Annotated in this window: 17 protein-coding genes and 1 pseudogene; 10 read left to right on the top strand and 8 right to left on the bottom strand. The window is 70.0% G+C overall.

What is annotated here, in order from left to right:
* The first annotated feature begins 52 nt into the window (after positions 1-52).
* Positions 53-780, top strand: a pseudogene (locus DER29_RS12935) (transposase family protein).
* A 118-nt stretch (positions 781-898) separates the two neighbouring features.
* Here DER29_RS12935 and DER29_RS12940 read toward each other — a convergent pair.
* From DER29_RS12940 to DER29_RS12960, 5 genes are all read right to left on the bottom strand, one after another.
* Entirely contained in the window at positions 899-2239 is a 1341-nt protein-coding gene (locus DER29_RS12940; protein ID WP_370040065.1) for a tyrosine-type recombinase/integrase, read from the bottom strand.
* Positions 2240-2370: 131 nt separating this feature from the next.
* Positions 2371-2724 (bottom strand): hypothetical protein, encoded by a 354-nt coding sequence (locus tag DER29_RS12945; protein ID WP_233599740.1) that lies wholly within the window; start codon positions 2722-2724, stop codon positions 2371-2373.
* Positions 2725-3101: 377 nt separating this feature from the next.
* On the bottom strand, positions 3102-3983 hold the full coding sequence (locus DER29_RS12950; RefSeq protein WP_370040066.1) for a hypothetical protein: 882 nt from the start codon (positions 3981-3983) through the stop codon (positions 3102-3104).
* Positions 3952-4503 (bottom strand): DNA cytosine methyltransferase, encoded by a 552-nt coding sequence (locus DER29_RS12955; RefSeq protein WP_121397576.1) that lies wholly within the window; start codon positions 4501-4503, stop codon positions 3952-3954. Before DER29_RS12955 ends, DER29_RS12950 begins: the two co-directional genes overlap by 32 nt.
* Positions 4500-5069, bottom strand: coding sequence for a hypothetical protein (locus DER29_RS12960; RefSeq protein ID WP_233599741.1), 570 nt, complete (start codon positions 5067-5069; stop codon positions 4500-4502). Before DER29_RS12960 ends, DER29_RS12955 begins: the two co-directional genes overlap by 4 nt.
* A gap of 50 nt (positions 5070-5119) precedes the next feature.
* On the opposite strand from DER29_RS12960, the gene DER29_RS35205 reads away from it, so the two are divergent.
* Complete coding sequence (locus DER29_RS35205; protein WP_233599742.1) at positions 5120-5338, top strand: hypothetical protein; 219 nt, start codon at positions 5120-5122, stop codon at positions 5336-5338.
* A 23-nt stretch (positions 5339-5361) separates the two neighbouring features.
* On the opposite strand, the gene DER29_RS12965 is transcribed toward DER29_RS35205, so the two are convergent.
* Together DER29_RS12965 and DER29_RS12970 are read right to left on the bottom strand one after the other, a co-directional pair.
* On the bottom strand, positions 5362-6342 hold the full coding sequence (locus DER29_RS12965; RefSeq protein ID WP_121399184.1) for a DNA methyltransferase: 981 nt from the start codon (positions 6340-6342) through the stop codon (positions 5362-5364).
* On the bottom strand, positions 6326-7267 hold the full coding sequence (locus DER29_RS12970; protein ID WP_121397577.1) for a hypothetical protein: 942 nt from the start codon (positions 7265-7267) through the stop codon (positions 6326-6328). The genes DER29_RS12965 and DER29_RS12970 overlap by 17 nt, the downstream gene beginning before the upstream one ends.
* Before the next feature lie 836 nt (positions 7268-8103).
* Here DER29_RS12970 and DER29_RS12975 point away from each other — a divergent pair.
* Positions 8104-8982, top strand: a complete 879-nt coding sequence (locus tag DER29_RS12975) for a hypothetical protein (RefSeq protein WP_121397578.1) — start codon at positions 8104-8106, stop codon at positions 8980-8982.
* 147 nt (positions 8983-9129) lie between these two features.
* Positions 9130-10022 (top strand): IS5 family transposase gene (locus tag DER29_RS12980; protein ID WP_370040067.1). Its coding sequence is split into 2 segments (ribosomal slippage): positions 9130-9496 and positions 9496-10022, totalling 894 coding nucleotides; the frame shifts between segments, so codons are not numbered across the junction.
* A 926-nt stretch (positions 10023-10948) separates the two neighbouring features.
* On the opposite strand, the gene DER29_RS12985 is transcribed toward DER29_RS12980, so the two are convergent.
* Positions 10949-11362, bottom strand: coding sequence for a hypothetical protein (locus DER29_RS12985; protein WP_121399185.1), 414 nt, complete (start codon positions 11360-11362; stop codon positions 10949-10951).
* A gap of 1561 nt (positions 11363-12923) precedes the next feature.
* On the opposite strand from DER29_RS12985, the gene DER29_RS12990 reads away from it, so the two are divergent.
* The 6 genes from DER29_RS12990 to DER29_RS13015 all read left to right on the top strand — a co-directional run bounded on the left by DER29_RS12990 (position 12924) and on the right by DER29_RS13015 (position 20585).
* Positions 12924-13307 (top strand): pilin, encoded by a 384-nt coding sequence (locus DER29_RS12990; protein WP_121397579.1) that lies wholly within the window; start codon positions 12924-12926, stop codon positions 13305-13307.
* Between the two features lies 1 nt (position 13308).
* Positions 13309-14223, top strand: a complete 915-nt coding sequence (locus DER29_RS12995; RefSeq protein ID WP_121397580.1) for a conjugal transfer protein TrbL family protein — start codon at positions 13309-13311, stop codon at positions 14221-14223.
* Between the two features lie 35 nt (positions 14224-14258).
* Positions 14259-15197: a PrgI family protein gene (locus DER29_RS13000; RefSeq protein ID WP_121399186.1), complete on the top strand. Its 939-nt coding sequence runs from the start codon at positions 14259-14261 to the stop codon at positions 15195-15197.
* The gene (locus tag DER29_RS13005; RefSeq protein WP_121397581.1) at positions 15194-16984 is read left to right on the top strand and encodes a VirB4 family type IV secretion system protein; all 1791 of its coding nucleotides are present in this window, start codon (positions 15194-15196) and stop codon (positions 16982-16984) included. Before DER29_RS13000 ends, DER29_RS13005 begins: the two co-directional genes overlap by 4 nt.
* 32 nt (positions 16985-17016) lie before the next feature.
* Complete coding sequence (locus DER29_RS13010; RefSeq protein ID WP_121397582.1) at positions 17017-19500, top strand: ATP-binding protein; 2484 nt, start codon at positions 17017-17019, stop codon at positions 19498-19500.
* A gap of 209 nt (positions 19501-19709) precedes the next feature.
* Entirely contained in the window at positions 19710-20585 is an 876-nt protein-coding gene (locus tag DER29_RS13015; protein WP_121397583.1) for a replication-relaxation family protein, read from the top strand.
* Positions 20586-20926 lie beyond the last annotated feature (341 nt).

Here is a 20926-nt window from a genome sequence, read left to right on the forward strand (position 1 = left end):
CACGGTGGGTGCGGGAAAGGGTCTGTCGGCATAGGAGGAGGTTCCGAACTATCTGGTCGACCTCATCCGCGCCGAACGCATCCGGTGTCAAGGCCGGTGGCGCCTCGACACCGGCCAGCAGGCCATACTTGCCCTGCCCATCTGCGTAACGGGGACATTATCGCCCGTCTGGCCTGCGGCTTCGCGGTAAGCGTAACGACGGCCTGGCGGTACGTCCGGGAAGCCATCGACCTGCTCGCCGCTCATGCCGAGGACCTGAACGCGGCCATACGGCGTATCGCCCGGCTCACGTACGCGATCCTCGACGGCACCCTGATCCCGATCGACCGGGTCGCGGACCAGAGGCCGTACTACTCCGGGAAGCACACGCGGCATGGAGTCAACGTTCAGTTCACTGCGGACTGCAAGGGATGCCCTCATCTGGGCCTCGCTCGCCCTGCCGGGCGCCGTTCACGACCTGACCGCCGGCCGCACCCACGGCTTGATCGACGCGCTGGTCAACGCGAATGTGATGACCTTCGCCGACAAGGCATGCCAAGGCGCCGGCGGCAGCATCGGCACGCCCTTCAAGCGCCGCCGTCACCGGCCGCGACTGTCCCGCCGGCAGGAGACCGTCAACCGGCACCACGCCAAGATCCTGGCCGTCGGCGAGCGTGCCGTCGCCACCCTCAAGGGCTGAAGATCCTGGCGAAGCTCCGCTGCTGCCCCCGACGCACCACCGAGATCGTCCAGGCCATCCTCGCTCTACATTATGGTCCGACCAGCCAAAACCCACGATGAAAAACGGGAACGCGTGAAACCGGCCCCTCCCGAGGCAGGAGGGGCCGGTTTCGTATCGATCTCCGTGTCGGGCTGCTGCGGCGTCGTTGGAGCCCTGCCGAGCGGATGCGGGGGTGGTTCAGGCAGCGCGCTTGTCGCGGGGGATGAGGTCGGCGACGGCGTCGGCGCTGCCGCGTTCCAGTTCGAGGATGACAGTGGTGTAGGTGTCGGAGGTCAGCCCGATGGTGGAGTGTCCGAGGGTTTCCTGGACCTCTTTCATGTCGGCGCCGCCGTGGCGGAGGTAGGTGGCGGCGCAGTGGCGTAGGTCGTGCAACCGCACCGGCGGCAGGCTGGCCTTCGTGACGAGGCGGTCGAAGCGGTCGCTGATCGTCTGGGGATGCCACGCGTTGCCGTCAGGGCGGACAAAGAACCTGCCGGTGTAGGGCCACTGGTTGCCGTTGACGTGTTGCCAGCGGCGGCGTATATCGAGGTAGGCGCGTAGGGCGGTGATGGTTTTCGGGCCGAGGGGGACGGTCCGGTCGCCGGCGTCGCTTTTGACGGGCCGGACGATGGGGGTGTAGCCGACGGTGGTGATCTGCTCGACGACGGTGAGGTAGCCGGCGTCGAGGTCGACGTCGTGGTCACGCAGCCCGCACGCTTCACCGCGGCGTAACCCTCGGTGCAGGATCAGCAGGAACATCGCGTAGAGGGCGATGTCGTGGCGCTCGGCGTGGTCGAGGAACCGTCCGGCCTGCTCCGGCATCCACACCATGACCGGACTCGGGCGGTTCCCGGTGACCTGCCAGTGCTGAACCGCCTTCGCGGTCCACACCCGTGCCCTGGGTCGTTTCCCGGAGGGCAGTTCGACGCCGAGAGCGGGGTTGCTGGGAATCAGCTTCGACCGGATGACGGCGTCGTTGAGTGCCTTGCGGACTGTGGCGTACAACCGTTGCATGCTCGAGGCACCCATCGGTCGTACCCCTTTGACCATCGCGCGGATGTGGGGGTCGGTGCTGGCGCGGGCGGCGCGGATCTCGTCCTGCTTGAGTGCGATGGCGGTGAACATGGCCTCGATGTGGCTGGTGCGCAGGCTTTGGATCGGGATTGTGCCGAGGTGGGGGATCAGGTACTGGCGGATGTGGTCGGAGTAGCCGCGTACCGTTTTCTCTGCCAGGCCCCGACGTCCGGCAAGCCAGGCGGTGAGGTATTCCCCGGTGGTGGTGGGCACGCTGGCGGGCACACCGGCGCGGACGCGGGCGGCGACCGCGTCGCGGTCGGGTAGTGGGGTGCCGGGCCGGCAGGCGTGCAGCAGGTCGCCGATCTGCGCGGCGAGGTCGGTGTCGCCGTCGGCGAGTTCGAGCAGGCTGCGGGCGTGACGCAGTTCGCTGGTGGCGGTGTCGCGGCTGTCGAAGCCGCTGCGGCGTAGCTGCCGGCGGGTCTGTCGGGGTCGGACGGGTAGTTCGATTTGGTAGCCCCACACGCCGTGGGTGGGGTGCCAGCCGCCGCCGGGGCGGCGTAGTTTCGGGCATCGCCCGCCTAGCCTTTTGCCGGTGTCGGGGTCGGTGCAGGTGCAGCGTTTGGTGATGGCGCCTTCGGGGCTGCTCGGGCGGGTCACGGTTCCTTCTTTCCAACGCCGCCGTTGGTGTCCGGCGGGGTGATGCTTCTGATTGCGTCGTGGTGATCGACGCTTCGCTTCGCGTCCGGCGTCAAGTCGCCGGTGGCGGGCGGCAGCCCGAGGGCGGTGAGGATTCCGGCGACGGGCACCTTGTAACGGAAGCCGACCCGCAGGACCGGCACCGGGAAGTCGCCGGTGCGGGCGAGTTCGTAGGACAGGGCGCGGCCGAGGCCGAAGACCCGGCCCGCGGTGGGCAGGTCGGTGATCGCGCCGAGCGCGCGGATGCGCTCCTCGGTCCACACCTCACCGCGGTGCTCGCCACTGCTCGGGTTGGTGGGGTTGGTGCTCACGGTGGCACTCCGATCGCAGAGAGAACGAAGAAGTCAGGTCGAGTTGGTGGTAGGCGGCAGGGCCGGGGCGTCCAGACATGCGGACGCTCCGGCCCTCGCAGACGTGGTAGGGGTGGATCTGGTGGGCGAGCAGAGGGCAGGCTGGCATGGCGTGCGCTGCCGACCGGTCGTGTTGTCCGCGCCGGAGTCACCGGCAACCCAGCGGCCGATGCCGTAGCCGTGCGCACCCCTGGGATCGGTGGCGAGGTGGTGACCGTGTCGACAGCGCGCCGTCGGACAGGGCAAGAGAACCGGCTGCGAGTCTGTCGAGGTAGAAGAGGCTGTTCCGGCCGGGTGGTACTCGTATCCGGCTAACGGTGTGGTGGGGAGGCCGATGCTTACGAGGGCATCTCCCAACGGTGGGGGCACAGCAGCAGCCGCAACGCGACGGCTGCCTGTTGGGGGACGACGCCGTTGCCGAGGACCCGCAGCGCGCCGGTGCGCGGTAACGCGAGCGTCGGGTCGGTGACGTGGCCGGTGTCCAGGCCCATGAGCCATTCCACGAACGGCGGTGCGAGGACCGGTTTGCCGTGTCGTCCCGGTTGGGTCGGCTCCGGCACTGGACGGCCGAGCAGTAGCTCCCAGCGTGCCACCGCCGCGGCGTAGACGCCCCACCGGTCGGCGTCGGGGTGGCCCAGCCCGGCCACGGTGGTGCGCAGGTCCGCGCCGCCGTCGCCGTGACGGCCGGGTCCGCGGGCGTCGGAGGCGCGGGGGGTGGGCAGGGTCCGGGCCGGTACCCGCACGGCCGCCGACGGCAGGGTGAGGTCCCCGTGCGACCCGCGCTGCCCGGGGCAGCCCTTGGTGCCGTCGCTGGCCCTCGGCGTGGGCAATAGCACCTGCGACAGCGGCGGTCGCCACCCGGATCCGGCTCGCCGGCCCGGGGTGCCGGTGTCACTGGCCCTGGGCGTCGGCAGCAGCCGGGCCCCGTCGGTCAGGGTGCGGTCCACGTGTCCGGTGGGTGTGGCGCGTGCGGCGGTGGCATTCGCGGAGGAGCGGCTGTCCGCCGCCGTCAGTGTCGGCGGCAGCCGGGTGGCGATGCCGGCGAGGCGTGGCCGGCGGGCCGCCCCGGCCGATGGGGACACGTTCGACCCGTAGGCCACCGTGGTCGGGGTTGGTAGTAGGCCGTGGCGGGTTCCGGTCGGCTCGATGAGGTCGGGCAACCCGTACTGGTGGCCGGGGCCCTTGCCGTCACGGGCGCACGGTGTCGGCAAGGTCCGCACCTCCCTCGAGTGACTCGACGGGAGTGGCCAGCAGGAACAGCCGGTCGCGGCGGTGGGCGGCGCCGACGTCGGATGCGCGTAGGCATAGCCAGCTCGTGTCGTACCCGATCGCGGCCAGATCACGGTGGACGACGTCGAGCCCTCGCCGAAGGAGAGCGGCGACGTTCTCCACGAAGAGCAGCTGCGGTCGAAGGACGCGAACGGCTTCGGCGACGTGGTTCCAGACGCTGGAGTGCTCACCGGTGATGCCGACACGTCTGCCGGCGTTGGAGATGTCCTGACAAGGGAATCCAGCGGTGACGATGTCGACGGGCGCGACTGTCGTCCAGTCGACGGTGCGGATGTCGCCGAGGTTGGCGACGTGTGGCCAGTGGTGAGCGCAGACGGTGGCGGCGTGCCGGTCGATTTCGGCGTACCAGACGAGCCGGCCGCCGAGCACCAGCTCGACGGCCATGTCGAGCCCGCCGTATCCGCTGCAGAGGGATCCGATGCGGGGGGCGGTGGTGTGCGCGATGCTCACGCCACCTCCCCGCGCCCGGCGCCGGCTGTCACCGGCTCGTCGTGAGGGCAGGTCCACGGCCCACAACCAGGCGCATCCTGCGCCCGGGGTCGGGGGCGGAGGACCACCTCGTCGAGCGGCACCCGCTGCCGGTGCAGGAAGAACTGCCCGCGCAGCGGGTGACCGTCGGCGTTGGCCCGGGCCGAGCCGTGGCGGATGGCGCGGTCGAAGGCGACCGCGTCGGTCCACTCCTGTGGGCTGTGCTCGCGTAGGGCGAGCCAGAAGCCGTCGTCGTGGAACGGGCAGCCCACGCACGACGACTTTGGGGTGTCTGCGAGACCGTGCTCGGCCAGGAAGCGTAGGCAGTCGCTGCGCCGCCAGCCCAGGTCCAGCAGCGGGTGCACGTTGCGCATGTAGCCGACGTCGGAGTCCCGTGCCCGACCAATCTCGTCGACGCTGATTCCGATCGCCATCTGCGCCCAGACCCCGGCCGGTACCCGCGTCGGATGGGGGTAGCCCAGCCGGCGCCGCACCTCAGCCTTGATGGGTTTGATCTTGTACTCGCCGGTGCATTGCCGCCGTGCCATGCCCCGCTCACCGTTCGGGCGAGGGTGAACAGGGGCATGGAGGCGAAGCGGTGCTCCGGGTCGAGCGCGTCGGCCCGGATGTCACCGGTACCGACGCGCATGACCTCGATGCCGGCCCGCTGCGCGATGCCACTCAGTCGGTCCAGATGCCGGTAGACCGCTGCCGGTTCCCAGGAGGTGTCGGCGAAGATCGCCGCGTCGAACCCAGGGATCTTGCCGTGGGCGGCGAGCAGCAGGAGCGTGGAGCTCTGCACGCCGGCACCCAGTGAGAGGTAGCGGTGGGTGGGTGCGCTCACGCGATCACCCCGGTTCCGTCCTGCGGCGGCAGCGCGAATATGAGGACGTCCTCGTGTGCGATGAGGTGCATCGGCACCCCGCCGGCCCTGGCCTTGCGGACCTGCTGGAGTTGGAAGAACGACGGGCGGGCGACGAGCTGCCCGTCGCGGACGGCGGCGAGCAGGGCCACGCACCGCTCGGTCGGGACGAGGCCGGCGCGCAGGCCGGCGGCGATGACGGCGCTGGGCAGGTCGACCAGTTCGCCGCGCTTGCGCCACGGCCTGGCGGTGACCACGACGACGCCGCCGGGTCGCAGCAGGGTGGCGCAGCCGCGCAGGATCTGGGCGAAGCCGTCGGCGAGGCCGGTCAGGTCGCGATAGGCGAGGTTGCCCTTGTCCTCGCCGTACCGGTCGTCGGACTTGACGACGCCGTCCGCGCCGGGGCGGACGAGGCCGTGCACGGTCGGCCCGTACGGCGGCGAGGTGACCACGAGCGCCACCTCCCCGGTGAGGGCCTTCGGGACCAGGGACATCAGTCGGGTCGCGTCGCCGCGGATCACTGATGCGCGTCCGGTGGCGCCCTGGTCGTGGGCGTGGCGGATGTTGGCGTCGGCGATGTTCGACCATTGCGGCTCGTACTCGATACCGAAGGCGTCGCGGCCGGCGTGGACGGCCTCGACCAGGGTGGTGCCGATGCCGCACATCGGGTCCAGGACCAGATCACCGGGCTGGGTGTAGGCGCCGATGGCGTGGGCGGCGATCGCGGGAAGCATCCGGGCGGGATGCTTGACAGATTCCGGCACGTACCGGCCGCGTCGCTGGACAGGGCCGGTCGACTGGGCGGTGGCCCAGACGGACAGGCCGTCGGCCTCGGCGCGGTGGAGGCCTTCGTACTCGCGGTGCCGGCCCTGGTAGTCCTCGCCGGCGGCGAGGCCGTTGATGTCCAGCTCGTCCGGGGCGGGGTGCGCGGGGGTGGTGTGCTCAGGCACGGCGCTCACCGCCCGCACGGATGCCACGCCGCCTCGACGTGGGCGTCGGGGTGGCCTGCTGGGGGGTGAAGACCAGCAGGTCGGCGTGCACCCGCAGGTGAGCGAGCTGCCACTGCTCGCCGTTGGCGTGGGCCAGGGTGAGCAGTTCCTCGTCCGTGGCGGCGACGTGGTAGACGAACTGGTCGCCGTCGGTGTCGGCCTCGACGGCGACGATGTGCTGCAGGTAGCCCAGTCCCGCCGCGGAGGCGGCGGCCACGAGCGGGCTGAAGTCCTCCGGGGCGGGCTGCGTACCGGCGGGCACGCCGACGACAAGGACGAGGCAGCCGCCGGGGCGCAGCAGCCGCGCGCACGCGGCCAGCAGCCAGACGAGGCGGACCTGGGCGGTCGTGTCGGCCTCGTGCAGCGGCCAGGTGGCGACCACCAGGCTGGTGGCCGCGTCCAGCGGGCCGTCGTCGGACGGCCGGACGACCGTGGTGTCGGTGCCGGGCAGGTCAGGGTCGGTGAGGTCGTTGCCGAACCAGTCGATCAGCTCCGGCGGGTCCTCCACGTCGCCGGCCTCGACCTCGCCGGACGTGCTGGGCGGGTTGGTCTCGGCCGTAGGTACCGGCTGGCCGGTCGTGGCGGGTCCGATGAGCAGGCTGGAGTTGTCGGTGAACCAGGCGCGGTGGTGCTGGCGACCGCCCTGGGCGCAGATCGGGGCCAGGGTGTGGTCGGTGGTGAGGTCGACGACCGCCTCCCCAGGCCGGCTGTAGGCGGCGACGAGGCGGTAGGCCAGACGGGTGGGCAGGCTGGCCTGGTTTTCGGCGTCGGTACGGGCCGTGCGCCAGACCGTGATCGGTACCGGCGGGTCGCCGGCGATCAGGTCGATGAGTGCGGGGTCGGCCGGCTCGATGGGCTCGGCCTGCTGGTGCGGGTGCGGCGTGTGCTCGCTCATGTGTGGTCGGCTCCGCGCCGCGCCGTGAAGCGCTGACACCCCCAAACCGGGTTTTGTGAGCCCTGGCGAACACGTGCCGAACCAACAGCCACTCACAACGCCGGACCAGAGCGCGAATCAACCCGATTGGTGACGCTTTTCCGGCTCTCGTAAGGGGACATCGATCAGCTGGCGCGACGGGCCATCCACGCAGGACGTGTCATCCCAGCCGCCTCTGTCAGTCACGATGCGTCACTGACAGGGAGGTGCCGTCACGTGCCGGAGTCCGTGACGGGCGGCACTGGGGTGCCGGCAGAGACCGGTGCTTGGCCTGCACTGTGAGACCTGTCCGGGCCACCGTGTCCACGGCGATGCCATCGGCCACGGCGCGGCATGTCACAGGCGAGGAATGTCAGCGGTGACAGGGTGTCCGTCACCGTCACAGGGGCACGGCGAACCGGCGCACATCCTTTCGGCAGAGGACTGTGACAGCTGCGCTGTGAGACGACCGGGATGTCACAGGTGCTCTCACAGGAGCGCTGTCAATGCCGGCGGGGCCTGTCACAAGGCGCGGCGCCGAGGGCGTGCCATCGACGCCGAAACACGTCCTCGCGGGCTCTGTCAGAGTGTCACAGGGCAGGTCAAGGCAGCTTTGACAGACTCTCCGTCATCTATCACAGTCGATGAGCTGCCAGGAGGGGCAGCTCCTGTCAGAGACGGGGCGGCAGAGAGCTATCGGTGGCCTGAGCAGCTCTGTCAGGGCGGCGTGAGGTCCCTGTGGCGCAATCGATGCCACCACTCGCCGCGACAGCACCGGCGGCGGCACCAAACCTCTTCCCTGTCATAGGAGTTGTGACATGAGCGTGTCCGACGCTAAGGACTGGCCCTCCTCCGCCCTTGACGCGGCGGCGACCGCCTTCGCCGCGCTGACGTGCGAGCCCGCGCCGCTGGCTCTCGACTGTGCGGCGCTCGGCGCCGACACCGGTCTGCCGCAGCAGGTGATGTCGCTGCCCGCGCTGCGCGACTGGCTGTTGCGTCGCCCCCGCGCCTACAGCGCGCGCGACGAGGTGTGGCGGGAACTGATCCGCCGTGCCCGCCTCGACGGGCCGCACTGGGTCGTCGCCGCGGTCGGCATGGCGATGCCGGCGTTGCAGCAGCACGCGGCCCGATTGTGTGAGGGATACGACGGCGACCCGGCGGACGTGGACGCCGAGATCCTGACCGGCTTCCTCGCCGCCCTGCGCGACCAGGTGGACCTGGCCAAGGACGCCCCGTACGCGAGCCTGTGCAAGGCGGCGTGGCGGGCCGGGCGGGACCTGCGGCTGCAGCAGCACGAGTACCTGCCGGTGGAGGACATCGAGCACCTCGCCCCCGGTCCCCGCACTCCCCGGGTGCCCTACGGGCACCCGGACCTCCTGGTCCGCCGGGCGGTGACATTGGGGATCCTCGACGACGAAGACGAGCAGGCATACATCGATGTCCGGCTCGGGCATCGGGCGATCGAGCCCATCGCCGCCGCCAACGGCATCAGTGTCGACGCGCTGCGCATGCGGCTGTCACGCATCGACGACCGCATCGCCGAGGCCCTCACCGACGGCCTGCTCAGCGGCGCCGCGTCGCCAGAAACCCTGGCGCACCTGCACGCACAGGCGCAGCAGCGTGCCCGGTGCCGGGCAGGCCGTGCCGCAGCCGCCCGCCGCGCAGCCACCCACGCGCCGATCGCGGCGGCTGCCTGACACCTTCCGACCTCGGTTAGGGCGTGTGTCGAAGTCGGTGCCAGGGCTTGGACTGGCTTGAGGATCTTCGCGTGTCGGAGTTTGTGATGTAGCGAGGTCTTCGGTAGTTGGTTCAGCGACCAAGCAGAACCTGAAACCGGAGACCTCGTGGATACCCTAGCGGTGACGGGGCGGTTCGACCTGACCGACGTGCAGTGGGCGGTGCTTGAGCCATTACTGCCGGCGCCGAAACGGCCAGGTCGGCCGTCGTCATGGAGTAGGCGGCAGTTGATCGATGGGATCCGGTGGCGGATCCGGGTGGGTGCCCCGTGGCGGGACGTGCCGCCGCAGTACGGGTCCTGGTCGGCGGTGTATGCCTTGTTCCGGCGCTGGCAGCGTGACGGGACGTGGAAGGAGGTGCTGACCGCGTTGCAGGTCCTGGCTGACGTGGCCGGTCGGGTCACCTGGGACGTCAGTGTCGACTCCACCAGCGCTCGGGCTCATCAGCATGCGGCCGGGGCGAGGAAAAGGGGGATCTACAGGTCGAACCGCCTGGTGGAGTCAGTGTCGAGCCGGCTGATCATGCACTCGGACGCTCCCGCGGCGGATTGACCACGAAGCTGCACCTGGGCTGCGAGCAAGGCCAGAAACCCCTCGCCATCGTGCTCACCGCGGGGCAGCGCGGTGACAGTCCGCAGTTCATCCCGGTCCTGACCGCCATCCGTGTTCCCCGCCTGGGCGCCGGCCGGCCGAGGACCCGACCGGACCGGGTCCTGGCCGACAAGGCGTACACGTCGAAAGCGAATCGGGCCTACCTACGTCGGCGTGGGATCGCCGCGACGATTCCGAGCAAGGCCGACCAGGACGCCCACCGCCGGGCCAAGGGGTTCAAAGGTGGCCGGCCGCCAGCCTTTGACCCTCACCTGTACCAGCAGCGACACGCTGTGGAGTGCGGGATCAACCGACTGAAACGCAACCGGGCCGTAGCTACCCGTTTCGACAAACTCGCGGTCCGCTACGAAGCCACCATTCATCTCGCCGCTATCAACGAGTGGCTGTGATTGGACCCCGCACCATACGGGGCGGAGGCTCGCACGCTCGCTGCCAGGGGCTGCCCTGAAGAGCGAGGGGATAACTTGTCCGTCGGATCCGCTGGTCGGCTGTCTGCACCGAGAAGTTGACGAACAGCGGCTCTGTCGTGAACGCAGTTGCGCACTCGAGCGTGACCTCGACGTCGATCCAGGCCGTTCCGCCCGGCCGGACCAGCCAGGACTGGCCTGTGCCGCGTACCAGGACGCCTGGTCTCCGTGCCCCCTCTACCTGCACTATGACGGGCGCCGGGCCGGCGTTAACCAACACCAGTTGCGCGTCGAGTCGCACCGTCCCAACGCCGTTCAAGCCCTCCCAGCTGTTGGACGAGCCTGGCAAGGCCACCAGTGTGACGGCACGGGCCTCGGTCTGCTCCTCGCGATAGCTCCGCACTTCGGCGCCGCCGACGCCACCGAGCGCCAAGCCGACTACCAAGGCAACGACCAGGTAGGCAGCGCCCCTCCGCCCGGGCCTAACTCCGGCGGAGCGGTCCCCGTCCGAGTCACCAAGCTCAGGGCCAGGAATATCCAGATCGATGACTCCATGGCTCGCCGTCATGGCGACAGACTAGGGGTTGGTCTTGCCGAGTTTGGCCCGCGAGGCCGGAATGCCTTGATCAAGCCCTCGCCGACTTCGATACAGGCCCTAGTAGCGGCTGTGGCCCGACGTGCACCACGTCGGGCCACAGCCGTTCCCGCTTCTGAACCGCCGGATGGCTATGACGGACGAGATGGGCTCCACCGGGACGGCCATAAACTGGCCCCACCCACGGGCTGACTGTCGCTGTTCCCAGCTACCGAAGGTAGTCGGCGCTGGCGCTTAACGAACGGCGATTGGCGCCGACCCGCGCGTTGTCTGCGGCAGATGAGCGTCTTGCACTTGAGCGGATTATCGAACGTCAGGCACCCGAGCGCCTGGCAGTGTAGAAGGCATACAGCGCGTTGAGCTGTCCAATCCAGAAGGCCTGCTTCGCCATTGCTGACGACCGGCGCGGCAGCATCCCCAGCTCGACTGCTAACGTATAGAAGCCGGGACCGGCATCGTTGGTATTCAAATACTGAACTAGGGCCGATATCGGCAGGTTTGTCGTTGGACGATTGCGTTCCACGATCAAACCGAGCAAGTGGCCCATCGCGGCACGTTCACTGTCCTGATCGAAGTCGAATCCACGTAAGGCGGTCCGCCGACGTAGGGTAGCGTCGAGTTCCGTATATGTCGTGGTCTTCTCAAGGCGTGCCCGTTCGACGAGGAACGCCAAGCCGACGGAGGCCAACTGGTCCCACTCCTCGTCGCTGCGTCCGTAGCCAGCCATCGTTGTCTCCATACGATCGTGTCGAGTTTGCTTCTTTAGGCAGAAGCATCGGCGCCGATGCGGTCCACCACCTTAATTAGGGCCAGGCGCGCCATCGCCGAATCAGACGTTACGTTCAGCGAACGCGGGCCGCTCGGCCGACAGCCGCAGGGTGCGGACATGCCCCAAGCGGAGACGGCGCGGCCGTACGCCTGCTGTTTGTTCAGCTAGGGCACGGCTTGGTGTGCCACAGCACGTCCTGCCACCAGTGGACGTTGTCGCCGGGCTGAATCTCTTGCTTACAGTGCGGGCATACGGGCGGCTCCGGGTTCTCGGCCAACCACGGTTTCACGTACTCGAAGCTACTGGGCGCCATTGCTCTCTCCACGGTGTCCACGACCGCCAAAATCAGCGAGTTTCTTTGGTGCGGCCAATTGCTAGTCGCCTAGGCCGTCCGTGTTTAGCAAGTGAAGGTTATCCCTTAGGAATCTTCGTGTTCGATCATCGTCCGCGACGGTGCCAGTGTCGTAGTGGCTGTCGGCCCACGAGGTTTTGCCGACCGACCGAACGTGCAACTCGCCATTCACGATCTCATAGTAATTATTGTACGAACTATTTTTGCTCGTAAAAGATGTCGTCCGCTTGAATCCTTCGTTTTGGTTAAGTAGTTGATGGATTACTTGCTTCGTTAGACGCATAGGACGCACCCCTTCGGCAGTCGTGTCACTGACTGTTAACGATGAGTGACTCGGGAGGGCCGGCCAGTGGTCGGAAGTTTATACGCCGGGCCATCAGTTCGAAGGCGTAAAACGCCCGTCGTGCACCCTGCGGGCACCTCGGCTGTCCAGAGCCCCGCCTATATCGGGGCAGAATGTTTTTAAACGACAATGCGGAAGTCAAGGTGCCGGGCCGAGCCGGGAACGCACTCAACTCGACAGATCCGCGCACTGCCGCGCAGCAGCACCAGCAGTCTTGTCCCTCACGCACCGTTACTTGACTTCTGGCGAGACCGGCCCGTGGGTGGGGCCAGTGATGGCCGTCCCGGTGGAGCCCATCTCGTCCGTCATAGCCAGCCCGGACCCATACGCTGCCCCGGCGTTGCCCATTCGGCTGTGAGCCCTTGCGACGCTCACACACCCTCACCGACCGGTCGTTGTTCCCGGGCCCGCGAGCTGCCGTCCGTTAGTGCGCTGCTGGCAGTTAGATACGCCCTGACCTGCGCTGTGAGCCGTCCGGCCTCGCTTGTGAGGTTGCGGTGAGTACCGCGAGTGTTCGCCAGGGCTCACAAATCCCGGTTTGGGGGTGTGGGACTTTTGGCGAGCCGTAGCGCTCGGCTGGTCCCGCCCGCCGCCGGGCGACACGAGGGACCGCAATCCGCGCGCCTCGGGTGCCGCGCCACTTGATGCGCTGACACCACATTGATGACCGCACACCACCCATGAGGGAGGACGAGCTCCTCCCGGGGCTCACGCGGTTCGCTGCCTCACCTTCGCCCGGCGGCGGTCCCATCCCACCGTTTCGAGCAATCGCCGCGCCTCGGCCATGCTTTTCGGCGTCCGGGGCGCGGCGGGAGGTGACCGCAATGTCTCGCACCCCACATCACACTTTCCGAACCCCGCGAGCCGTTCGTTCCGCACTCCGTGTGGCCGTACCGCTGACCGGAGTTGGCCTGACCCTCGCACTCCCGGCCGCCGCTCACGCCGACGCCGGCGGCACCGTCCACCTGGCGGCGAACACGCTGCCGGTGGTGATCGCCAACCTGCAGGCATGGATCATGGGGATCCTCGCCGCGATCGCCACCCTCTACCTGGTCTTGGCCGGCGTGTACTGGGCCACCGCCGGTGGTGACCCGTCACAGGTGGAGAAGGCCAAGCTCGCCCTGCGTAACGCGCTGATCGGCTACGGCTTGGCTGTTCTCGCGCCGATCCTGCTGGCGGTCATCAAGGGCATCGTCGGGACTCCCTGACATGGGTTTGTTCCTCGACCAGGTCCTCGACTGGCTGACCGAGGCGATCCTGGACTGCCTCACCACGATCTTCGACCTGATCACCAGCATCCTGCTCACCACACCGAACGTGACCGCGCTGCCGCAGGTGCAGGCGCTCACCGGCCGGTCGGTGTGGATCGTGGACACCGTCTTCGTGTTGGCGTTCGTCGCCGCCGGCGTGCTCGTCATGGCCGCCGGCGGCGGCGAGCAGTCCCGGTACACCGTCAAGGACCTCCTGCCGAGACTGGTCGTCGGGTTCACCGCCGCACACTTCTCCCAGTTGGCCTGCGCTCAGCTCATCGACCTCGCCAATGCCCTGACAGGCGCGGTCAGCGAAGGCGGCTACGACGACGACGGCGCCTTCACCGCGATCCAGACCCACCTCAGGGCGGCACAAGACCACACCGTTCCGCTGCTGTTCCTGGTCCTGATCCTCATCATCACCGTGCTGATCGTGACCACCGCGGTCCAGCTGATCGGCCGGTTCGTGGCGCTGCTGGTGATGACGAGCATCGCGCCGCTGGCGTTGGCCTGCCACGCCCTGCCGCAGACCGACGGCCTCGCCCGGCTGTGGTGGCGCGCCTACACCGGATGCCTGGCGATACCCGTCGCCCAGGCGTTCCTCCTCACCGCGGGGGAGCAGACGCTGCTCAACCCGGCGACCATGCTGCCCGTGTTCGGCCTGCCCGCCGACCCGGGCGGCACGCTGAACCTCCTCATCGTCGTGGTGCTGCTGTGGACCACCGTCAAGATCCCCAGCCTGATGGCCCGCTGGGCGGGCCAGAGCACACGCGGCACGACCAACATGCTCGGCGCGGCGGTGCGCGTCGTCGTGATGCAGCAACTCACCCGCACCGTTCCCGGCCTGAGCACCCTTCGGAGGACCCTCACATGACCCGACCCGAGTCCGAGGCGCCGACCAGGGCGCGGATGCCCGCCGACGTCGACACACCCGACAAGGTCGCCTACGGCCTGACGTTCCACCAGCTGGCGATCGTCGCCGTCGGCGCGCTCCTCTTCTACGGCGCGTGGCGCACCCTGCACCACGTCGTGCCGACACCGGTCCTCGCCGGGGCTGGTGTCGTGCTCGGCGGTCTGGTCATCGGCCTGGCGCTCGGCCGCCGAGACGGCCTGTCCATGGACGTGTGGCTGCTGCACGCCGTGCGCCACACACGTACCCCCCGCTCACTGTCCACCGCCACCTCCGCCGACGACGGCGCAACCCCGGACTGGATCGAGACCCCCAAGAGCGGTCGGGTGCCGCTGCCGGCGCCGTTGCGGCTGCCCGCCGACGCCATCGACGACGACGGCGAGATCAGCCTCGGTGGGGCCCGGGCGGCGATCGTCGGCACCACCACGGTGAACCTCGCACTGCGCACCCCCGACGAGCAGGCGGCGCTTATCGACGGGTGGGGCCGGTGGCTCAACAGCCTGTCGTCGCCGACGCAGATCGTCGTCTCCGCGCAGCCGGTCGACCTGGCCTCCCACAGCCGGGCCCTCGCCGCCGCCGCGGACGCCCAGCCGCATCCGCAGTTGCGGGCGGCGTGCGCCGACCACGCCGAGTTCCTCGGCGACCTCGCCGCCCGCCGTGACCCGCTGCGCAGGCAGGTCCTGGTCGTCTCGCGCACCGCTGCGGGCGAGCGCGGCCACCACGGCGCGCGGCGCCGTGCCGACGACACCGTCCGCGCGTTGTCCGGCCTCGGGGTGACGCCACGGGTGCTGGACGGCCCGGCGGTCACCGCCGCCCTGGCCTGCGCCGCCGACCCCTACCGGCCGCCGCGTCCTGGCGGCCTGGCCGCACCCGACGCCGTCATCACCGCCGCCCCCACCCGCACCCGCACCCGCAAGGAGAAGAGGAGGAGCTCATGATCAGGAAGAGACGGTCCGGCGACGACGGCGGGCAGCCGCAGCCGGCCTCGCTGGCGTCGGCGGTCGCGCCGGCCACCGTCGAGGTCACACCCCGGTGGCTGCGCGTCGGCGACGGCTTCGCCGCCACCCTGGTGGTGACGGGCTACCCGGCCGAGGTCGGCCCGGCCTGGCTGGAGCCGCTGCTGTCCTGGCCGGGCCGCCTCGACCTCGCGTTGCACATCGAGCCGCTGCCGGCGCCGATCGCCGCGTCCCGGCTGCGCAAGCAACGGGCCCGGCTGGAGTCGTCCCGGCGGGCCGACTCCGAGCGCGGCAAGCTGGCCGACCCCCACGTCGACGCCGCCGCCCACGACGCCGGTGACCTCGCCGAACGACTGGCCAGGGGCGCGGCGAAACTGTTCCGCGTTGGCTTGTACCTGACCGTGCACGCCCGCACCGAAGCCGAACTCGTTGAGGCCTGCGCCCAGGTGCGCGCCGCCGCCGCGTCCACTCTCATCGAGGTGCAACCCGCGACCTGGCGGCAGCTTCCCGGCTGGACCACCACCCTGCCCCTCGCTTCGGACGGGCTGCGGATGCTGCGCACCATGGACACCCAGGCCCTCGCGGCCGCCTTTCCCCTGTCGAGCCCGGACCTGCCCGCTCCGCTGCCCGGCGACCCGCCGGCCACCGGCGGTGTCCTCTACGGCGTCAACCCGGCCAGCGCCGGCATCGTCTGGTGGGACCGCTGGACGCAGGAGAACCACAACTCGATCGTCCTGGCCCGCTCGGGAGCCGGGAAGTCGTACTTCGTCAAGCTGGAGATCCTGCGCAACCTCTACCAGGGTGTGCAGGTCGCGGTGGTCGACCCCGAGGACGAGTACCTGCGACTCGCCGACGCGGTCGGCGGCAGCACCGTGCGCCTCGGCCTGCCCGGCGTGAAGATCAACCCCTTGGACCTGCCCGTCGGCGACCGGCGTCCCGACACGCTGACCCGCCGCGGGCTGTTCCTGCACACGCTCATCAGCGTGCTGCTCGGGCATCAGCCGCCACCGGCGGAGCGGGCCGCCCTCGACAGGGCCATCCTCGCCGTCTACCGGGCCGCAGGCATCACCGCTGACCCGGCCACGCACCACCGGCCCGCGCCGCTGCTGCGCGACCTGGCCGAAACGCTGCGCGTCGACGACGACGAGGCGGCGGCGAATCTGGCTGCCCGGCTCGCGCCGTGGGTGCAGGGCAGCTTCGCCGACCTGTTCGACGGGCCGACCACCCAGGCACCGGTCGGACACCTGGTCGTGTGGTCGCTACGGCACCTGCCCGACGAACTGCGCACCGTCGGCACCCTGCTCGCACTGGACGCGATCTGGCGCACGGTCGACGCGCCGCAACGCCCATCGCAGCGGCGGCTCGTGGTGGTCGACGAGGCGTGGCTGCTGATGCGCGACGGCGAAGGCGCCCGCTTCCTGTTCCGCATGTCGAAGGCGGCACGCAAGCGCAACGCCGGACTGACCGTGGTCACCCAGGACGCCGCCGACGTGCTGAGCACCGACCTCGGCCAGGCCGTGGTGTCCAACGCCTCCACCCAGGTGCTGCTACGGCAGGCGCCGCAGGCCATCGACGCCGTCGGCGAGGCATTCGGGCTCACCGACGGCGAGCGGCGACTGCTGTTGTCGGCCCACCTCGGCCAGGGGCTGCTGATCTCCGGGGTGAACAGGACCAGCTTCGAGGCGATCTCCTCGGACGCGGAGCACGCCCTGTGCACCACTGACCCGGCCGAGCTGGCCGACCTCGACGAGGAAGAAGACGACCTGTGACACCACCGACCGTAGCCCTCAAATCAGCGCTCATGTCACCGCCACCGGCGCCCCGCCCCACCATCGGGCCGGGCGCCGGTCCCGTCCCGCCCCCCACCGGACCTGGGGCTGCGCTGGTCGACGCCGCCGTGTGGGCCACACAGCGGCCGTGGTTGGCGGCTGTCGCCGCCGGCCTGCTGATCGTGTGGATCGCGGCCCGCAACCTGGTCGAGATCTGGCGGCACCGCCACCACGCCCGCGGCGCGCGGCTGGTCACGATCGCGCCGCCGCCCGAGGTCGACCCGCACAGCGCTGGCGCGCTGTGGGCGAATCTGGCCGGCGTGCTGACCCCGTCGCGGCGGCGGGGCCTGCTCTACGGCGCCCCGCACGTCGTGTGGCAGTACACCTGGTCCGGCCGGCAGTTACTCATCTCGATCTGGGTGCCCGGCACCGTTCCCCCGGGTGCGGTCGAGGCGGCGGTGCGGGCGGCGTGGCCCGGCTCGGCCACCACCACAGACGAGAGCCCGCCGCCGCCGATTCCGCTGGACGCGCGTCCCGCGGCCGGTGGGCACCTGCTTCCCGTGTACGTGGAGTGGCTGCCGCTGGCTACCGACCACGACACCGACCCGCTGCGCCCGCTGATGTCGGCCGGCGCCCAGCTCAAACCCCGCGAGTACGCCTGCGTGCAGATCCTCGCCCGCCCGGCCACACCCCGGCGGGCGGCACGGGCCCGCCGCGCGGCCGGGCGGCTACGTGCCGGCAAGACCGCCGTACCGGCGATCAACCCGGCCGCGCCTGTGCTGTGGCTGCTGGACGCGTTCCTGCCCGGCAGCGGCAACACCGGCCGCGCTACGGCGCCCGCGTCCCGTCGGGATCCCACCGTCGAGCGGGACGTCCGGGCGATCCTGGACAAGACGGCGCACCCGCTGTGGCAGACCGGCATCCGGTACGCGGTCGCCACCACCAGCCGGCGCACCGGCGCCGACCCGCAGGGCCGGCTGCGGGGCATCGCCGACACCCTCGCCTCGGCCTTCGCCATCCACACCGGCCGCAACCGGCTCACCCACCGCGCCCGGATGCCGGCACCGGTGGCCGTCCTCGCCGCCCGCCGGCTCGGCCCCGGATTCCTCACCTCCGCCCCGGAACTCGCCGCCCTCGCGGCCCTGCCGCGCGACCTCGCCGTGCCCGGCCTCGATCGGGCGCGGGCGGCGTCCATGCCGGCGCCGGTCGCCGTTCCCGGCGGCGGGCGTGGGGTGAAGATGCTCGGCGATGCCGAGATCGGTGGGCACAGTGTGGGGCTGTCGGTGCCGGACGCGAGGTATCACATGCATGTGATCGGTTCGACGGGCTCCGGCAAGACCACACTGCTGGTCAACATGGCCCTCGACGACATCAAGGCCGGCCGCGGCACCGTCGTCATCGACCCGCACGGCGACCTCGTCCTGGACATCCTCGACCGGCTCCCCGCCACCGTCGCCGACCGCGTCGTGCTCTTCGACCCGGACCAAGTGAATCCACCGACGCTGAATCCTCTTCAGGGCGACGACCCCGACCTGGTGGTCGACAATCTCGTGTCGATCTTCGGCAACATCTTCGCCAAGGCGTGGGGTCCACGCATGGACGACGTCATGCGGGTGGCGTGCCTGACCCTGCTGCGCCACCACAATGTGACCTTGCAGCACATCCCCCCGCTGCTCAACAGCCCTCAGTTCCGCTCTGCGATGACGGTGGACCTGGACGACCCGGCCGGGCTCAGCGGCTTCTGGCAGTGGTACGACAGCCTCAACGACAGCCTGCGCTCGCAGGTCATCGGACCGGTCCTCGCCAGGTTGCGGGCGTTCCTGCTGCGCGACTTCGTCAAGCGCACCATGCGCTACCCCAGGTCGAGCTTCGATATGGGCAAGGTTCTCGACGGCGGGGTGCTGCTCGTTCGGATCCCCAAGGGTGTGCTCGGCGAGGACACCAGCCGGCTGCTCGGCTCCCTCGTCCTCGCGCAGGTGTGGCAGGCCGCCACCGCCCGCGCCGGCGTCGAACCCGACCGGCGCCGCGACGCGACTCTCATCATCGACGAGGCACAAAACTTCCTGACCCTGGCCAACTCCCTCGACACGATGCTCGCCGAGGCCCGCAAGTACCGGCTGTCACTCGTGCTCGCCCACCAGGACCTGGCCCAGTTCCCCCGCGACCTGCTCGCCGCGGCGTCAGCCAACGCCCGCAACAAGATCTACTTCACCGTGGCGCCGGAGGACGCGAAGGTCCTGTCCCGGCACACCGTGCCTGAGCTGGGTGAGCACGACCTCGCCCACCTGGACGCGTACACCGCCGCCGCACGGCTGGTCGTCAACGGTCGTCAGACACCCGCGTTCACCATGCGGACCCGGCCGCCAAAGCCGGTCGTCGGCGAGGCGACCGCCATCCGCCAGGCAGCCGCCGCGGCGGTACCGAGCCAGGACACCAGCGCCGTCGACGACCTCGTCGAACGCCTCAGCCGCAAGCCCGACCAACGTCGGTCCCGTCCGAAAAGCGACCGGAGCTGAGGAGTCCTGTCAGCCGGTGGCGTCGCCCGGGTCGCGCACCGGCTCGTCACCGGGATCGTCACCGGTGACCGCCGGACACCCGCAACGCAATGCTGACCTGGCCTGTCAGTGCCGCACACGCCCCTGACAGACCCTCCGCACCGACCTCTCCCTCTCCAGACACCCCTCCCGATCGGGAGGGGACCCCATCCTGCCCAGGAGCAAACGTCGTGTACTCCCGTGTTCCCCCCGCCTCCGGCAAGCCAGATCCGCTCGCGGTCTTCGGTCGCATCGTCCCCCGCGACCACGCCCTCCTGACCCTGCTCGCCGAGCACTACCTGCTGTCCACCGACCAGATCACCAGCGCCTTCTTCGACAACCAGCGCACCGCCCAACGCCGGCTGACCATCCTGCACCGCCTCGACGTGCTGCACCGCTTCGGCCGCAGCGGCGCCCACGGCCGGTACGGGTCACTGCTCTACACCCTCGGCCCCGTCGGACTGCAACTGCACCCGACCGTCTACCACGACCCAACCGGCACCGGCGGCAAGCCGCCGCGCAGCTCCCTGGAACGCGCCAAGCGGATCGCCGCCAGCGGCCAGGTCAACCACCTGCTCGGCGTCAACCAGTTCTTCACCGACCTCATCGCCACCGCCCGCCACACACCCGACGCCCTACTGTCGCGCTGGTGGTCCGAGCAGCACGCCACCACCGTCTACGCCCAGGCCGGCATCCGCCCCGACGGGCACGGCGTGTGGACCGTCGGCGACACCTCGACCGGCTTCTTCCTCGAGCACGACAACGACACCGAGAACCTCGCCCGGGTCGTGGCCAAACTTCGCGGCTACGAACGCCTCACCACGTTCGGGCCCGCCTACCCCGTGCTGTTCTGGGTGCCCACCCGGCGCCGCGAGGCCAGCCTGCTGCGCGTGCTCGCCGGGCTGCGCACCGCGAGCCCGATCGCCACCGCCGTGCACGGCCCGGACCCCGCAGGTCGCGTCTGGACTCTCGTCTCGGACCCCACCCATCGGCGGTACCTGCACGAGCTGCCCTGCGATCATGGCCCCGACACGGTCACCAACCCCCAGCGCTTCGACGACCTGTGAGGCTCACATCGCAGGTCACCGGCGCTCAAACGGGGCTAGACCGAGTACCTCGGCGCAGGCCGACTACCGTCCGCGCCTGTCACGAGCAAGATCATTTGTGAGAGTCGCGAAGTCTCACAGCGCCCGAGTCGACGACGGCTCGCCGCGTGCCGGAATGTCTCACAGTGCAGGTCAACCCCACTTTTCGGCGATCAACTCGCCGGACTGGCCTGACAGAGCAGGCCGCTACCGTTCACGGCACTAACAGCACCTCATATATCTCCACCCCGGTTCGGTCCCACCTCGGAACCACCGCCGCCCTACCCGGTGCGTCACGCCCACCCGCCCCATCCGGGCCGGTC

The sequence above is a fragment of the Micromonospora sp. M71_S20 genome (assembly GCF_003664255.1).
GTDB lineage: Bacteria > Actinomycetota > Actinomycetes > Mycobacteriales > Micromonosporaceae > Micromonospora.

Coding starts and splice junctions, on each gene's coding strand:
- DER29_RS12970 (WP_121397577.1), bottom strand. CDS start 7,267: ATGAGCGAGCACACGCCGCACCCGCACCAGCAGGCCGAGCCCATCGAG.
- DER29_RS13005 (WP_121397581.1), top strand. CDS start 15,194: ATGATCAGGAAGAGACGGTCCGGCGACGACGGCGGGCAGCCGCAGCCG.
- DER29_RS13000 (WP_121399186.1), top strand. CDS start 14,259: ATGCCCGCCGACGTCGACACACCCGACAAGGTCGCCTACGGCCTGACG.
- DER29_RS12960 (WP_233599741.1), bottom strand. CDS start 5,069: ATGGCACGGCGGCAATGCACCGGCGAGTACAAGATCAAACCCATCAAG.
- DER29_RS12990 (WP_121397579.1), top strand. CDS start 12,924: ATGTCTCGCACCCCACATCACACTTTCCGAACCCCGCGAGCCGTTCGT.
- DER29_RS13010 (WP_121397582.1), top strand. CDS start 17,017: ATGTCACCGCCACCGGCGCCCCGCCCCACCATCGGGCCGGGCGCCGGT.
- DER29_RS12975 (WP_121397578.1), top strand. CDS start 8,104: ATGAGCGTGTCCGACGCTAAGGACTGGCCCTCCTCCGCCCTTGACGCG.
- DER29_RS12995 (WP_121397580.1), top strand. CDS start 13,309: ATGGGTTTGTTCCTCGACCAGGTCCTCGACTGGCTGACCGAGGCGATC.
- DER29_RS12985 (WP_121399185.1), bottom strand. CDS start 11,362: ATGGCTGGCTACGGACGCAGCGACGAGGAGTGGGACCAGTTGGCCTCC.